The sequence below is a fragment of the Ottowia sp. oral taxon 894 genome, from assembly GCF_001262075.1.
In the GTDB taxonomy this organism is placed as follows: Bacteria; Pseudomonadota; Gammaproteobacteria; order Burkholderiales; family Burkholderiaceae_C; genus Ottowia; species Ottowia massiliensis.
This window is the reverse complement of the sequence record NZ_CP012073.1, coordinates 1,235,283-1,250,336: the sequence shown is the minus strand read 5'-3', so window position 1 is coordinate 1,250,336 and position 15,054 is coordinate 1,235,283. Positions and strand designations below refer to the sequence as shown.

The following is a 15,054-nucleotide window of genomic DNA, read 5'->3' as shown; positions in this document are numbered from 1 at the left end:
ATTGCGCTGATAAAAATCGTTTTATGCGGCGTTTCATTACTCTAATTCTGATTACCGCCTAAAGTTTGCCGATGTCAAATGATTGGATTCGTCGATATTAGGCATAATGAATGGTGAATTTCCTTTTGCCAATAATGAAAAACAAACAACAAACCTTAAGATAACGCCCCCTGATTGCACAATATGTGTTCAATGTCATTTCCAGTAGCACGATGACAGCTAATACACACATCTATTATCATCCCGTCATAATTTATTTTCAACAAATTCTTGGAAAATTTTCATGCCAGAATCCGTTATCCAGTAGTTGGGCATCCCTGGATTTTCTCCTTTCGCAACAACGTACCCCCTATCAATTAATGAATAAGTCGCATCAAATACCTGCCGTTTGTCCAGATCGCGCTAACCATTCCTCCAAGCTGCTCTGTCAAGAGTACAAAAGTTTAATTTCCCATTATTGGCTCGAATTAATCTAAGGAGTAATATTTCACCAGGCTTTAGCATGTGTCACCTCAGGATGGTAAAGCATATCGCCATTCAATCTATAATCTTCCAGTGTGGCTGTGTGAGCATTGTTCTATAATCTGTGAGCTTCCATTGGATCCTTTGGAATACCTGATTCCCAACCCAAACGCCTGTATCTGACATATTCTCTCAATTCATGCGTGTAGTAATTCAAGTCCCACTCCGTTGGTTCCAGTGAGCCTTGAGCAATCCTTCTGAGCCGTTCAATCATGAAATCGTTGGCTTCATCTGGTTGAAATCTTGAGACATGTCTTTCCACGACATCAATTCCTCGATTTGTAATGCGAACGCCTTCGGTGGACAGATTGCGCACAGGTCCGCCTGCTTGCGTCGGGTCAAACTCCCTGCCGCTTGCGACTCCATGAACCATACGTTCCGGGTCGCCATATGCGGAACTTCGCGGGCCATGCCCGCCAGATATAGGAATGTCATTTCCAATATTCCCCGGTGATGTTCTTTCCTGTCTGAAGGGGTTGCGGATGCCACGATACAGCGCTACTACATCCGCCCCCACATCCCTGCCCAGCCCCGGCAAGCGATTGAGCCGCCCAAGTGCTGCGGCTCCCGCTCCGCCCATCATGGCCCCGGCCGCTCCATTGGCATAAAGGTCCGCCGCCATGTCAGCGAGCGTGCGGCTGCGCCAGTAATCGCGGGCTGCCCGCCCAATCAGGCCCGGGTCGCTCATCACCTGGCTCAGGCCATCAGAGATTTCTCCGCGCACACGGCCATCGAGCAGCGAAACCGTGCCTGCCGTGCCTTGCGTGAAGCTGGCAAATGACCTTGCCGGTGTACGCGCCAAGGCGGCCAGTGCTGTCACAAGGCCGCCGCCATCGGCTACGGCCGCCTCATCCAGCCGGTCGATGACGCCCTCTCCCCACTGCCGCATGTTGCGGTTCAGGCGTTGGCCCCAGCTGGGTTCGGCAGGCTGCTGCGCGGTTGAAGGGGCCGGGCTGCCATGCTGGGCTTCAGGCCGCGCAGCTTGCGGCAGCTCCAGCCTTCTGGCGTTTTCCACGGTCGGAGCCAAATCCTGCGGCCTGGCCCGCTCTGGCAGCGCTGGCTTTGAGGGCCGCATGGGCGCAGCAGGCGCTTGCGCGCGGATGCGCTCGATCTGCTCTCTCAAGTTCAGCCCGCGCGCATTGCGGCCTATGACTTGTCCGCCCAGGCGCGAGAGTTGCTCGATCTGGCTGGCGCGCAGGCCATCCAGAGGCCTGGCTTGCAGGCTTTGCCCGGGGCGGATCAGCGGGCTGCCCCAGGCGTTGGTGGTGATTTGGTTATCGGCCATCAGCACCGGCAGGCCCGCCCTCCAGCGGCTGCCGTAGAGCTGCCGCGCCAGGCTCTCCAGCGTGTCGCCTGCGGCCACGGTGACAGATTGCGCGGCTGGTTTGGTTTGCGGCTGCGCGGCTTGCGCGGCGGGGCGCTCTTGTGCATTGGTGCCCTGGCGCGGCCCCTGCGCGGCGGCATCTTGTGACGGCGCCTGAGGCGCGCGGCTTTGCGCCTGCGGCATGGGCAGGCCGCTCATGACGCTGCCCAGAAAGTCCTGTGCGAAGGCAGCGGCCGGGTCATTGGGGTTGCCCAGCGCTTGCAAGGCGCTGCCCGTGGCGCGCGAGAGCAGGTGCATCATGCTGCGCTGGCTGGCCGAAAGGTTCAGCTGGCTGGCAATGCTGGCGTCAATGCGCGCGCGCACTTCGCCTGCCGCGCCCGAGAGTAGGCCTTGCACGAAGCCGTCGCGGAAGTTGCCGCCCAGCACATCCTGAATGGCGCCCTGGATGGTGGCCTGCCCGGTGATGCGCATCAGCCGCTCGCCTGCGCCGGCCGCGCTGGCTGCGCCGCCCAGTCCGGCCGCTTGCGTCAGCCCCGCCGTCAGCGCCCCGCCCACGGCGCCACGCAGCACGTCGCGAAAGCTAAAGCCATCGCCGCTCGTGCCTTGCTGCATCAGACCCGTGGCCGCTGCGGTGAAGGCCGCCTGGCCGATGAGGCTGGAAGTCAGCGCCCCGGCCACACCGCCGCTGACCACGGCAAAAAAGGAGGTGGCGGCAAAGCCCACCAGGCGGTCAAACCAGTCGCGCTTGACCTTGATGTTGCCCGGGTCGGTCACCCAGCCATGCACGGGGTCGAACCACACCGCTTCGGGGTGATACAGATTGGGCGGGCGCGCCGGATCGATGGCGCCTCCGAGCGGCTCAAGGCGGCTGTCAGGGCGGGTGTTGGTGACGATGTATTCATGGCCCGTGGCCGGATCGCGCAGATGCCGCCATGGCTCGCTGAAAGTTTCTCCGCGCCCGTGGTTGCGCACGTCCGATATGTCCAGCTGCTGCTCGCCCAGGTAGTAGTGCTGCCGCACATTCATGCCCGCACTCAGGCTGTTGCGGCGCTCGTAGCGGAACTCCAGCGGATCAGGGCCATACAGGCTGGCAAAGGCGCGCTGCGCCGGGCTATCGCCTGCGGCCCAGTGGCGGGTGAAGTCAATGGGGGCAAACTCCCAGTGCCCCGTGTCGCCAAATCGGCCAAACCTGAACCCCGTCGGAATATCCGTGGGGCTGCCAGCGAACCTGACGCCGTTTTCAACAAAGTGCCAGCCCGGCAGACTTCTGCCATTTGCCGCCTCATACCACTCAGGCGTTCTTTGCGTGGGCAGCCGCGCCTGCCGCATGGCATTCATCGCATCCAGATACTGCTGACGCACGGCGTTTTGTGCCTGATGCAGCTGGTTCAGCCGCGCGGCCAGATCAGGCCCGTAGCGCTGGATGATGCTGTCGGCCACCGCATTGCCGCCGGGCACGCCGGACGCGGATGCGCTGGCGCTGCCAAAGTCGCGCACGATGGCCTGGCTTTCGGGCGAGCGCAGCAGCAGCTCCAGCGCCGCAATCTCCTCGCGGCTGGCCGTGGGCGCTGGGCTGGAAACTGCGCCGGGAGCGCCGACGGGCGAAACGGGCGCCAGCTGCTCGCCGCCGATGATGGGGAGCGAAGGCTTGTAGGCAATAGGCTCCAGATCCATCGGCACTTGCACGGGAGCCTTGTGATTGAAGATCAGCCCGGAAACAGGCCCGGGAGCTGGCCCGGCAACCGTGGCGATGGGCGAGGCAGACAGATGAACCGCAGGCTTGTGCGCGATGGGCTGGGCGGCCAAGTCCGTCAGCGTGGCGCCGGGTGTGAGCGGTACGTCAGACACGGTAAGGTAAGGCGGCAGCGCAGGCGAGGGGCCTGAATGAGGCGGCTGCTCATGGCCGTGCGGCTCGCGCCGGGGCGCTGCCGGGGCGGGCGCGGCACTGGGAACGGCAGGTGACGGCGGCTGTGGCGGCAGTGGTTGCAGCGGCTGGGGTGAAATGGTCACATTCATGAAGGGCCTCAGCAAAAGGAAGGTTTGAAAACGAAAGCGGAGCAGGCTGTTACGGTGCGCGTATGCGTATTAATGCGTGCGAGTGCGTCTGCTAATCGCATTCGGCTGCGACAGAGGCCTTGGCGCTGAAATGTTTCACATTTTTGGGCAGGCGGTGCACTTTTTTTGAATGGATAGCGAGGGAGCAAGCCCGCCTTGGGGGGGCAGTCGGGCTTTTTCGATGGGCTGATCCGGATGCCGCTGCTCAAAGATGCCGCCGCCCCAAAGCCGCTGGGCGGCGCAGGGCCGCGCACAAAAGTGGCGGGAAAAGCGGCGGGAAAAGCGGCTTTTCTCATGGCCTGTCCGCAAGGCGGCGCAGGCTGGCTGGGCGAGAAAAAGCCCGGCGCGCGGCGGGGCGCGGGCCGGGCTGGGAATGTCAGAAACAGGAGCAAATCATGAGGGTAGAAAATACCGCTCGCGCCCGTTTCTCTAGGACATCACGCTATTGGGATAGGAGCTGAATTGGCGCCTTCCCTGCTCTCATGAAAGGGCCTGTTTGAAGCTTTCCCAGGCCTGCTTCAGTTTGGCGGTGCGCGCTTCATAGCTGGCTTTGGCTGCGCTCAGGCGTTGTTCCACCTTGGCTTTCTGGCGTTCGCTGGCTGTCTGGATTTGCGCCTGCATGGCGGCGGTTTTTTGTTCGGCTTCCTTGCGTATGTCTTCCAGGGCGGCTTGCGCGCGCGCTTGCAGGGCCTGGGCCTTTTTTTCCAGCGCGTGCAAATGCGCCTGCACTTTGGTTTTGGCTTCGTCGCTGGCTTCGGCCAGTTCGGCCTTGAGCTGCGCGCGCTCGGCTTTGAGCTGGGCGGCTTCGCGGTTTAGCTGGTCTTCTTCCACTTCAGCGCGCAGGTGGCGCACGACGACGGCGCCCAGCGGCTCCAGGCGGGTGTCTACGGGCACAGTCCAGGTTTCATCCATGTCGGCCAGCACGGCGGATTTGCCGGGCGCCAGTTTTTCACTGACTTCCTGCACGAATTCCTCGCTCATGCCTGCGCGGCGCAAGTCCAGCAGCAGCCCCGTCAGTCCGCCAGCGGTGGCGCCCAGCGCCAAGCCCAGAGGGCCTGCCAGCAGCCCGATCAGCGATCCGGTGACCAGGCCCAGCGCCGTGCTGCCGGGGCCTTGTTCGGCGGCCTGGCGCAGGTTGAGCGCGCCGTCGGCGCTTTTGGCGATGACGGCCGTGGCGTTGAGGGTGATGTCGCCGCTGGCGTTCAGCTCCTTGAGGGCGCTCAGTCCTTCATAGGCGGCGGTTTCGGTGTCAAACACGGCAACCAGGATTTTGTTCATGGGACGGCTTCCTTTCAGGGTTTGTTTGCAGTTGGGAAAAAGGCGGGAAAAAGACCGGGCCGGGCGGCCCGGCCGCACGCATGTCTGCCATGCGCTGCCTGCGCAGATGCCCCGCATTGGGCCGCTTGCAAGACTGTGGCGGCAGCCGGGATGTAATGTCTTGTTGCTTCGCTTCTTGCATCGGGCCTGTTTTCAGCCGCAGCGGCAGGCCGGTATGCGGCAGCCTTGGAGCCTGCTCAGAGGCGGACTGTGGAGAGGCAAAAAGGGAAGGGTGCGAAAAGGCGGTTCGGGCAGGATTAGACATGAGTAGGGAGGAGCGATATTTGCTTCTCTATTCATAGCATGATGTCCTAGTGCAGATTGCGCGAAACGGTGTTTCCGCTTCATTAAATTTGCTCCTGTTTTTGATGCCATTCAGCCTGTGTAACCCGTTCCGGGGCGCAACCTTCTGCCTGCCCAGGCTCGCAGCCAGGCTGCAACCGGGTTCTGACGCTGGCGCGGCCCGGCTTCGCGCCTTTCGCTGCCACGGACAGATTGCGAACCGGGGTTCTCAGGCCACGCCCAAGCGCTGAAACAAGCCGCCGGGCAGGCGGCCAACCTGGCCGGCCAGTTCCAGCTCCAGCAAGGCAGCTTGCAGCTGGGGCGTGGGCCAGCCGGTGCGCGCCTGCAAAGCGTCCAGGCTGGCCGGGTCGGCGCCCAGGGCGGTCAGCAGGCTGGCGTGCGGCCCTCCGGCTGGCGGCGGGGCGCTGACGGTGGGCGCCGTGGATGGGGCGGGCGTGGCGGGTGCAGCGGGCGCGGGCCGGGAGGCGGGCAGGCGCAGCTCTTCCAGAATGTCTTGCGCGGTTTCCACCAGCTTGGCGCCCTGGCGGATGAGGGCGTGGCAGCCGCGCGACTGCGTGCCGTGAATGGAGCCGGGGATGGCGAAGACCTCTTTGCCCTGCTCCGCAGCCAGCCGCGCCGTGATGAGCGAACCCGATTGCAGCGCTGCCTCCACCACGAGCGCGCCCAGCGAAAGGCCGGAGATGATGCGGTTGCGCTTGGGAAAGTTGGCTGCCACTGGCGGCGTGCCAAGCGGGTATTCGCTGACCAGCAGGCCTTGCCGGGCGATGCGGTGGGCCAGATCGCGGTGGCGCGCCGGATAGACGCGATCGGCCCCCGTGCCGATGACGGCAATGGTGGCCAGCCGCTCCGGTTGCGCGCCCTGTAGCGCGCCTTCATGCGCCGCGCCGTCGATGCCCAGGGCCAGGCCGGAGACGACGGACATCTGCCCGGCCAGCGCCTGCGCAAACTGGCGGGCGTTGATTTGCCCTTGCGGCGTGGGATTGCGGCTGCCGACGATGGCGAGCGCGGCAGGCCAGCCCGTGGCCTGGAGCCAGTCGCAGCGGCCCATGAGATACAGCAGCAGGGGCGGGTCTTCCGTGGCGAGCAGGCTGGGCGGATAGTTCTCATCGCCCAGCGTGACGATGCTGCGCGTGACGGCGGCATCCTGCGGCCCGCCAGCTTCTTCGCCAGGCTGCATCAGCCATTGCCAGGTGGTTTCAATCTGGGCGGGCAGCCCGGGCGGCTCCTGGAGCAGCGCCGAAGCCTGGGCGGTCGTGACGACTTGCCGCAAGGCGCTGGCGCTTTGCGCAAACACTTGCTGCGGCAGGCCAAAGGCGGCCAGCAGCCGGCGGGCCGTGGCATTGCCAACGCCAGGGGTGAGCGTCAGGCGCAGCCAGGCGGTGAGTTCGTCAGGAGGCATGGCGGGGCAAAAGATGGCGCAGCTGAATGAAAAAACCCGCCGTCCGGAAGGGGCCGGGCGGCGGGCGCGGAAAGACGGTTGGGAAAACCGGTGACGGCAGGAATGCGGCGCGGCGCGCCCGCCGGATCAGTTCACGATGTCGGCGCCTTCCATGTCGGTGGGATTGATCAGCTTGTCGCCCACTTCCACGGGCAGCAAGGATTCCATCACCAGCACGTAGGAGACGCGGTCGAACACGCGGAAGACCATGCCGATGCCGTTGCGTTCATCCGGCAGGCGGATGATCCGGTTGCCATCCGTTTTGTCCTTGATGTTCTTGCCCACGGTGTACAGTGCCAGCACCTGGCCTTTTTCCACGCCGTCTTGCAGGCCCTTGTTGATGGCCACCACCTGCAAGGAGCCAGCGTAGTTCACGCCCGGCCCGTAGATGGAGACCACGCGCGCATTGACCGGATACAGCGGCGCATGCGGCGTGTAGCTGCGAAATTCCTCCGGCGGCTCGGGCACCAGGATGTCGCCCGCCTTGATTTCTTCCTTGGTGCTGATCACGTCTACCGTGGCGGGCACGGGCGTGCCTTTGACCGTGGAGCCATCCGCCGACATGTAGCCCATGCGGATCAGCTCGGCATCGGTGTATTCGCCAGCGCTGCGCATGCCGGAAGCGGGCACGCGGGGCGGGTCAAATTCGGAATCGCGCTCGTTGTTGGCTTTTTTCTTGTCGCGCTCGTCCAGAATGGTTTCGTTGCGCACCAGTTTCACCTTGCCCGCGAACTGGCCTTCGTAGCCCAGGATTTCGCCGGTTTCAGGGTCCTTGAGCGGCACGGCGCGGCGGAACACGCGGTAGAGCGTGGTTTCATTCGGCGTGATTTTCAGCGGCGCATCCTTCGGGCCGCGCGCGTAGGCGCGGTCGCCCTCGGACACCAGCACGCGCTTTTCAGTGCGGGCAACAATGCGCGGCGCTTTCTCGAAGGTTTCCAGATCGGCCACGATCGGCTCGGTCAGGAACGGCTCAATCATGTGCGGCTGCAAGGTGGGCAGCGGGCTGCTGTCAAGCATTTCCACGCGGGTTTGCGGCGTGACGCGCACCGTGCCATTCGTGCCGTCCAGCGGGCGCATCAGGCGCAGGCGAGCGCGGCCATTGGACTTGTCCAGATACAGCTTCTGCCCCGGATAGATCAGGTGGGGGTTGCGAATGTCGTTGATATTCATGCCCCACAGTTCAGGCCAGCGCCAGGGCGAGCGCAGAAACAAGCCTGAAATGCGCCACAGCGTATCGCCCCGCCGCACCGTGTATTCGTCTGGCGCGTTGGGCGCCAGCGCGGACAGCGGCACGCCGTCTTGCGCCACTTTCTGTGCGGTAGCGCGCTGCTGCGATGTGATGGGGTAGTTGGGGAAGCGCGCCTGGGCGGGCAGGGCCACGGCGGCGGCCAGCACCGCCAGGACAGGCAGAGCGAGGCGCTTGGGGAGATCCGCAAAGGTGTGTTTCATTGTTTTGCAGCTTGTATTCTTGACTAAGCGCCTGTATTTTGCATTCAACGAATGTGTCGGAGCAACGGATGTGGCGCGTGAAGCCAACGCGAAAAGCAAAAAATAAAGAAAATAGCCACATTTTTTGCAGCCGGCTTAAGCTGACTGCGTCATTTGCCGTGGTTTTTGCGCACAGGCTGGTCAGCCGGGCCGCTTCTCGCAAACCACGGGCCGACTGTGAACAGGTTCTCTAAGCTTCATGGCGCTTCTTCCCATTCTTCACTTTCCCGATCCGCGCCTGCAAAAAGTGGCGCAGCCCGTGCAGGCGGTGGATGGCCGCATCCGCACCCTCGTGGCCGACATGCTCGAAACCATGTACGAGGCCAAGGGCATCGGCCTGGCCGCCACGCAAATTGATGTGCATGAGCGCGTCATCGTCATTGACGTGTCCGAAGAACGCAACCAGCCCATCGCGCTCATCAACGTCGAGCTGCTGTGGGCCAGCGAAGAGCGCGTCAAGGGCGAGGAAGGCTGCCTGTCCATCCCCGGCGTCTATGACGGCGTGGAACGCGCCGCACAAGTGAAGGTGCGGGCGCTGGATGAAAACGGCCAATCGCGCGAAATCGAGGCCGATGGCCTGCTGGCCGTGTGCATTCAGCATGAAATGGACCACCTCAAGGGCAGGCTGTTCATCGATTACCTCTCCGCCTTCAAACGCAACCGCATCAAAACCAAGATGCTCAAGGCCGAACGCCTGGCCGCGCAGCAGGCCAAGGAAGCCGCCTGACGGCTACCGCTGGGGCCTGTTCATGGCCAGACCGCAGGGGGCAAAGCGCGGTTCAAAGATGGGAAGAAAAGCCGCCTGCGGGTGAATCAAGTCGAGGGCATGGCTTTTAGCTCCTTTATATATAGCATGATGTCCTAGTGGAATCTGCGCGAGGCTTCGTTTTGGTCCCTCAAATCTGCTCCTTTTTTTGATTGTGTCTGGCATGCGGAGCCTGCCTGGGGCCGTTTCCATCCGCCGCGTCAGCTCTGGCGTCTGTGTGGCGCCTGTGGCACGGGCCGGGGGCGGCCTGATTCAGTTCTCGCCAGCGCGCTCTACTGTCGCCCATCGGCCCCACCAGCGGCCGCGCCAAGGGCGCAGGGTGACGGCGCTGTTCTGCGGAAAGTCGGACATGGCGCGGCCCTCGGCCAGCACGCGCAGCGCGGGGGCGCCGGGGCCGGTCTGCACATAGACCTCGGCGCCGCCGGGGCCGCGCGAGGTGGGGGCGATTTCGCGCACGAGCAGCACTTGTGCGGTCTGCGCGGGCTGGGCGCTGCGGCCTGTGCGGTTGAGGTGGCTGACCACCAGCCAGGCTGCGGCGGCCAGCCACAGCAGCAGCCACAGGGCCAGGGCGGCGGGGCGCAAGCGTTGCCAGCCGCAGCGGCGCAGCGCCTGGCGGCCTGCCAGCCACAAGGCCAGCAAGGCGGCCGCTGACAGAATGAAGGGGCGCGCGGCGAGCCACAGCGCCTGCCCGGCGCTGGCGGCCTGGGCGGCTTCGCGCAAGGGTTGCAGCGCGCCATGCGGCCCTTGCATGGCTTCGCCCGCGTGGCCGTGCAGGCTGGCGCGCAGCGCAAGGGTGGCGATGACGGGGGCAGCCGTCCAGATCAGCGCGCGCCACGCCGCGCGATCCTGCTCCGGCGTGCGCGGTGCAGCCGGCTGCTGCGCTGCGGGCGCGGGGGCGCTCATGGGGGGCTGCCTCAGGCCGCCAGCCGGGCCAGGTCGGCCACGCGGTTCATGGCCTGGTGCAGCATCTTGAGCAGGCCCAGGCGGTTCAGGCGCAGATCGGGCTGCTCGGCATTGACCATCACGTCGTCAAAAAAAGCGTCCACGGGCGCGCGCAGGGCGGCCAGGGTTTGCAAGCTGGCGGTGTAGTCGCCCGCCTCGAACTGTGCGCTGGCAGCGGGCGCGGTGGCCTGCATGGCGGCGTAAAGGGCTTTTTCGGCATCTTCCTGAAGCAGGGCGTCGTTGACGTGGGCGTCCACGGGGCCTTCGGCTTCGGCTTTTTTCAGGATGTTGCCGATGCGCTTGTTGGCAGCGGCCAGCGCGGCGGCTTCGGGCAGGGCGGCAAAGGCGCGCACGGCCGCCAGGCGCGCGGCCACATCGCCCAGGCGGCCCAGCGGCAGGGCCAGCACGGCGTCCACTTCCTGCGCGCTGTAGCCCTGCTCGCGCAGGCTGACGGCCAGGCGGTCGCCAAAGAAGGCCAGCAGCGGCTGCGCGGGGTCTTGTATGAGGCTGCCAAAGGCGGGCACGGCAGCGGCAATGAGCGCGGGCAGCTCCAGCGGCAGCCGCTTTTCGCCCAGGATGCGCAGCACGCCCAGCGCGTGGCGGCGCAGCGCGAAGGGGTCGCGGTCGCCCGTGGGCAGGCTGCCAATGCCGAACAGGCCCACCAGGGTTTCGAGCTTGTCGGCCAGCGCGAGCACGCAGCCGGTGTGGTTGCGCGGCAGGGCGTCGCCCGCAAAGCGCGGTTTGTAGTGGTCTTCAATGGCGATGGCCACGCCGTCGCGCAGGCCCTCGTGGCGGGCGTAGTAGCCGCCCATCACGCCTTGCAGCTCGGGAAACTCGCCCACCATGTCGGTGAGCAAATCGCACTTGGCCAGGCGCGCGGCTTGCTGGACTTTGCTGTCCAGCGCGTCAAAGGCGCTTTTGTCTTCGGGCGTGTAGGGGTATTGCGCCTGCCGCAGCTGATGGACGATGGCATGGGCAATCTGGCGCACGCGCTCGCTGCGCTCGCCCTGGGTGCCCAGCTTGTTGTGATAGACGACTTTGGCCAGGCCGGGCACGCGGCTTTCCAGGGTTTTTTTGAGGTCTTGCTCGAAGAAAAAGCGCGCGTCGGCCAGGCGCGGGCGCACCACGCGCTCGTTGCCGCCGATGACGGCGCTGGCGTCTTGCGGGCTGATGTTGCTGACCACGAGAAAGCGGTTGGCGAGCCGGCCCGCGCCGTCGAGCAGCGGAAAGTACTTCTGGTTGGCCTTCATGGTGAGGATGAGGCACTCTTGCGGCACCTGCAAAAACTCTGGCTCGAACTGGCAGATGAGCACCTTGGGGCGCTCCACTAAAGCGGTGACTTCATCGAGCAGGGCCTCGTCCTGAATGGGCGTCAGCTCTTCGCCCAGCTGCTGGCCGGCCTGTGCGGCGGCCGCTTGCAATTGCGCGGCGATATCGGCGCGGCGCTCGGCAAAGCTGGCAATCACCGCGCCTTGCTCGCGCAGGGCGCGGGCGTAGTCGTCGGCATGGGCGATTTCGATGGGGTCGGCCTGCGCTTCAAAGCGGTGGCCATGCGTGAGGCGGCCCGCCGTCAGGCCCAGCGCGGTCACGGGCGCTACATCCGCGCCGTGCAGCGCCAGCAGGCCATGCGCGGGGCGCACGAACTGCACGCTGTCCCAGCCGGGCAGGGGCGTGCCGCTTTGCAGCTGGTAGGTCATCACCTTCGGAATGGGCAGTTTGGCGATGGCTTCATGCAGCGCCGCCTGCAAACCGGCCTGCAAGCTCGCGCCGGGCGCCACGCTGTCCAGAAACAGGGCCTCGGCCTTGCCGTCCGGCGCGCGTTGCAGGCGGGGCACGGCGGCGGCGTCAGCGCCCACGGCATGCAGCTTTTTCAGCAGCGCGGGCGTGGGCTGGCCGTCTGCCGTCAGCCCCACGCTCACGGGTATGAGCTTGATGCGGCGCGGCTGGTCATCGGCCCGGGCCTTGACTTGCGTGATGTGCGCGGCCAGCCGGCGCGGCGTGGCGTAAGGCGTGGCCCGCGCGCCTTCGGCGGCCAGGCCCTGCGCGCGCAGCTGCTCCAGCAGCCGCCCGGCAAAGGCTTCGCCCAGCTTTTGCAGCGCCTTCGGGGGCAGTTCTTCGGTGAAGAGTTCGACGAGGAGGTTTTGTGTAGTCATGCTCTGGAAGGAAAAGGGCTTCAAAAAGAGACGGATGCCAGCCCCAGCTTGCGGGCGGCTTTTTGCATGCCGGCGTCAAAAGTAGCCAGCGCGTTGCAGCCGCTGCGCGCGGCCACGGCCAGATGCAGGGCATCCGGCGCGCGCAATCTGGCGGCAGCAGGGGCGCACAGCGTGGCAGCGGCATCAAAGTCAGCCAGGGTGATGTCTGCGCACGGCACGTTGGACAAAAAGGAGCGGCCCTGCTCCAGCGCCTGCTGCGCCTTGGCCGCACTGAGCTGCCGCAAACGCTGCTTGGCGGCCAGAGCGCCAGCCAGTTCAGCGTGCGTCCAAGGCGAAATCAGCAGCTCCTGCCACTGGCAGGAACCCAGCCACCGCAGCGCGCGCTCCGATTCGGGTTCGGGGCACACCAGGGCCATCAGCACGGGGGTATCCACATAGGTGCGGGCGATGGTCATGCGCGTGCGGCTCACAGTTCTTCATCGCGCATCTGGCGCACGACGGAGTGGCCCACGGGCATGGAGCGTTGCAAAGCGCGCAACTGCTCGGCCCATTCGGCAGGCGTTTTGCTGCGCGGCTGCGCCTGCGCCACGGGCCTGATCAGCAGCCCGCCTTCAGGCAGCGGGCTGATTTCAACGCGCGCGTTCTTGTCGCCGCCCAGATGAACCAGCATTTCCGCCGGAATGCGCAAGCCGGTGCTGTTGCCCCATTTGCCCAGTTGGGTTTGCATGGCGATCCTTGCCGTGTGTTTATACAAAGCTGGCAATTGTAGATACGCCCATCACGGCGCAGCCCTTGCCACGGAACCTGCTTGCGGCCTGCGACATATCAAAAGCAGGAGCAAATTAAGAGGGGCTTAAATGCTGCCCTGCGCTGATTTCACTAGGACATATAACTATAGATAAAAGAGCAAATCAATGCACTCGCTGCCAGCGTCTCATCCCTTGCGGCCCAGCGGGGGTTTGCAAGGCCGCAGACTTCTCCCTGTCCACGCTCTTCGCGCTCCCACAGGCGGGTGGCAAACAGGCTCTCAGCGCAGGTGCTGGAGGCCGCTGGCTTCCAGCCCGTCCAGCTTCAGCCCCTTGGGCAGCGGGAATTTCATGCTTTCTTGCACGCCTTCAAGCGTGCGCACCGATACCGCGCCCAGCGCGCGCAGCCGCTCAATCACCTGCCGCACCAGAATGTCAGGGGCTGACGCGCCTGCCGTCAGGCCGATGCGGGATTTGCCCTGCACCCATTCGGGGCGCAGGTCTTCGGCGCTGTCCACCATGTAGCTTTCAGTGCCCAGGCGGCGGGCTACCTCGCGCAGGCGGTTGGAGTTGCTGCTGGTCGGGCTGCCCACGACGATGACCACATCCACCTTCGGACTCATCACTTTCACCGCGTCCTGGCGGTTCTGCGTGGCGTAGCAGATGTCTTGCTGCTTGGGCTGGCGCACTTGCGGAAAGCGCGCTTTCACGGCGGCGGTGATGCTGGCCGCGTCGTCCACGCTGAGCGTGGTTTGCGTGACGACGGCCAGTTTTTCGGTCTGCGAGGGCTGCACGCGCTGCACGTCTTCTTCCGTTTCCACCAGGTGAATCGTGCCGGGCGGCAGCTGGCCCAGCGTGCCTTCCACTTCGGGGTGGCGCTTGTGGCCGATCATGATGAATTCGTAGCCTTCCTTGTGGAGCTTGGCCACTTCCACATGCACCTTGCTCACCAGCGGGCAGGTGGCATCGAAGATGCGAAAGCCTCGCCGCTGGGCTTCGCGCTGCACGGCCTTGGGCACGCCGTGGGCGCTGAAGATGAGCGTGGCGCCGGGTGGCACGTCGTCCAGCTCTTCGATGAAGATGGCGCCCTTGGCTTTCAGGTCATTGACCACGTAGGTGTTGTGCACGATTTCGTGGCGCACATAGATGGGCGCGCCGAATTTGGCCAGCGCGCGCTCCACGATTTCAATGGCCCGGTCCACGCCCGCGCAAAAGCCGCGCGGCGCGGCCAGCAGCACTTCGGCATCCTGGCCTTGCGCGTTTTCAATGCCGTTTTCGATGCGGCTTGCAACAGCGCTTGCGATGCCGCTGGCGGCGTCCGCCGCTTCAGTCATTCATCACCCCGATGATTTGCACTTCAAAGCTCACGGGGCGGCTTGCCAGCGGGTGGTTGAAGTCCAGCTGCACCGCGCCATCGCCGCGCACGGCCAGCACCACGCCCGCAAAAGTGCCCTGGCCATCAGGCCGCGCCAGCTCCAGCACTTCGCCCACGGCATAGGCGGCGTCGGGCGCGTCCAGCTCGTCCAGCTCCTTGCGGGGCAGCCACTGGATCATGTCCGGGTTGCGCTGGCCAAACACTTCGCCTTCGGGCAGCTCGAATGTGGCGCGCGCGCCTTCGGCCAGCCCCAGCAGGCGCTGCTCCAGCGCGGGCGCCAGCGAGCCTGTGCCCAGCGTGAGCGTGGCCGGCGGCCCCGCGAAGGTATTGACGACATCGCCTTGCGGCCCGGCAAGGCGGTAGTGCAGCGTGAGAAAAGCGCCCGGATGAATGACGTTCATGAAAATCAGCTGGTGCGGTTTGAGTGGACTGGCCGCGATTCTAGAAATGCCCCTGAAAGCCTGTTGGCCGCCCGGCTATCCGGTCATCAGAATCGGTTTGCCTTCTGTCCGATGGCAAGCAGGCTTTGGCGCGGGCGCGTCTTCCGTTCCTATCATCGCCGCCCGCTTGGGCCTGAGAGACTGTTTGCGGTCTGTCCGCGCCGGGCAACCTTCGCCCCGCCTGC

11 protein-coding genes are annotated in these 15,054 nt (G+C 64.7%); 1 reads left to right on the top strand and 10 read right to left on the bottom strand.

Going from position 1 to position 15,054, the window contains the following annotated elements:
- Window positions 1-577: 577 nt before the first annotated feature.
- From ADJ79_RS15180 to ADJ79_RS05230, 4 genes are all read right to left on the bottom strand, one after another.
- Window positions 578-3,862 (bottom strand): hypothetical protein, encoded by a 3,285-nt coding sequence (locus ADJ79_RS15180; RefSeq protein ID WP_216597155.1) that lies wholly within the window; start codon window positions 3,860-3,862, stop codon window positions 578-580.
- 519 nt (window positions 3,863-4,381) lie between these two features.
- The gene (locus ADJ79_RS05240; protein WP_172674030.1) at window positions 4,382-5,179 is read right to left on the bottom strand and encodes a DUF1269 domain-containing protein; all 798 of its coding nucleotides are present in this window, start codon (window positions 5,177-5,179) and stop codon (window positions 4,382-4,384) included.
- 550 nt (window positions 5,180-5,729) lie between these two features.
- Window positions 5,730-6,920, bottom strand: coding sequence for a DNA-processing protein DprA (gene dprA / locus ADJ79_RS05235; RefSeq protein WP_050715079.1), 1,191 nt, complete (start codon window positions 6,918-6,920; stop codon window positions 5,730-5,732).
- Window positions 6,921-7,046: 126 nt separating this feature from the next.
- Window positions 7,047-8,408, bottom strand: a complete 1,362-nt coding sequence (locus ADJ79_RS05230; protein ID WP_050715078.1) for a LysM peptidoglycan-binding domain-containing protein — start codon at window positions 8,406-8,408, stop codon at window positions 7,047-7,049.
- Between the two features lie 238 nt (window positions 8,409-8,646).
- Between ADJ79_RS05230 and def the strand changes: the two genes are divergently transcribed.
- Entirely contained in the window at window positions 8,647-9,174 is a 528-nt protein-coding gene (def, locus tag ADJ79_RS05225; protein ID WP_050715077.1) for a peptide deformylase, read from the top strand.
- Window positions 9,175-9,465: 291 nt separating this feature from the next.
- On the opposite strand, the gene ADJ79_RS05220 is transcribed toward def, so the two are convergent.
- The 6 genes from ADJ79_RS05220 to ADJ79_RS05195 form a co-directional block, all read right to left on the bottom strand.
- Window positions 9,466-10,116, bottom strand: coding sequence for a hypothetical protein (locus ADJ79_RS05220; protein WP_050715076.1), 651 nt, complete (start codon window positions 10,114-10,116; stop codon window positions 9,466-9,468).
- An 11-nt stretch (window positions 10,117-10,127) separates the two neighbouring features.
- Entirely contained in the window at window positions 10,128-12,308 is a 2,181-nt protein-coding gene (gene glyS / locus ADJ79_RS05215) for a glycine--tRNA ligase subunit beta (protein WP_050715075.1), read from the bottom strand.
- A 20-nt stretch (window positions 12,309-12,328) separates the two neighbouring features.
- Entirely contained in the window at window positions 12,329-12,763 is a 435-nt protein-coding gene (locus tag ADJ79_RS05210; protein WP_156304037.1) for a type II toxin-antitoxin system VapC family toxin, read from the bottom strand.
- An 11-nt stretch (window positions 12,764-12,774) separates the two neighbouring features.
- Entirely contained in the window at window positions 12,775-13,035 is a 261-nt protein-coding gene (locus ADJ79_RS05205) for a hypothetical protein (protein WP_050715073.1), read from the bottom strand.
- A 300-nt stretch (window positions 13,036-13,335) separates the two neighbouring features.
- Window positions 13,336-14,388, bottom strand: a complete 1,053-nt coding sequence (gene ispH / locus ADJ79_RS05200; protein WP_082203073.1) for a 4-hydroxy-3-methylbut-2-enyl diphosphate reductase — start codon at window positions 14,386-14,388, stop codon at window positions 13,336-13,338.
- A complete protein-coding gene (locus ADJ79_RS05195) occupies window positions 14,381-14,830 on the bottom strand; it encodes a peptidylprolyl isomerase (RefSeq protein WP_050715072.1) in 450 nt (149 codons plus the stop codon). Before ADJ79_RS05195 ends, ispH begins: the two co-directional genes overlap by 8 nt.
- Between the last annotated feature and the right edge of the window lie 224 nt (window positions 14,831-15,054).

What these genes read in the sequence shown, in the direction of transcription:
- ADJ79_RS15180 (WP_216597155.1), bottom strand. Translation starts at nt 3,862, where the DNA reads ATGAATGTGACCATTTCACCCCAGCCGCTGCAACCACTGCCGCCACAG.
- ADJ79_RS05240 (WP_172674030.1), bottom strand. Translation starts at nt 5,179, where the DNA reads ATGAACAAAATCCTGGTTGCCGTGTTTGACACCGAAACCGCCGCCTAT.
- dprA (WP_050715079.1), bottom strand. Translation starts at nt 6,920, where the DNA reads ATGCCTCCTGACGAACTCACCGCCTGGCTGCGCCTGACGCTCACCCCT.
- ADJ79_RS05230 (WP_050715078.1), bottom strand. Translation starts at nt 8,408, where the DNA reads ATGAAACACACCTTTGCGGATCTCCCCAAGCGCCTCGCTCTGCCTGTC.
- def (WP_050715077.1), top strand. Translation starts at nt 8,647, where the DNA reads ATGGCGCTTCTTCCCATTCTTCACTTTCCCGATCCGCGCCTGCAAAAA.
- ADJ79_RS05220 (WP_050715076.1), bottom strand. Translation starts at nt 10,116, where the DNA reads ATGAGCGCCCCCGCGCCCGCAGCGCAGCAGCCGGCTGCACCGCGCACG.
- glyS (WP_050715075.1), bottom strand. Translation starts at nt 12,308, where the DNA reads ATGACTACACAAAACCTCCTCGTCGAACTCTTCACCGAAGAACTGCCC.
- ADJ79_RS05210 (WP_156304037.1), bottom strand. Translation starts at nt 12,763, where the DNA reads ATGACCATCGCCCGCACCTATGTGGATACCCCCGTGCTGATGGCCCTG.
- ADJ79_RS05205 (WP_050715073.1), bottom strand. Translation starts at nt 13,035, where the DNA reads ATGCAAACCCAACTGGGCAAATGGGGCAACAGCACCGGCTTGCGCATT.
- ispH (WP_082203073.1), bottom strand. Translation starts at nt 14,388, where the DNA reads ATGACTGAAGCGGCGGACGCCGCCAGCGGCATCGCAAGCGCTGTTGCA.
- ADJ79_RS05195 (WP_050715072.1), bottom strand. Translation starts at nt 14,830, where the DNA reads ATGAACGTCATTCATCCGGGCGCTTTTCTCACGCTGCACTACCGCCTT.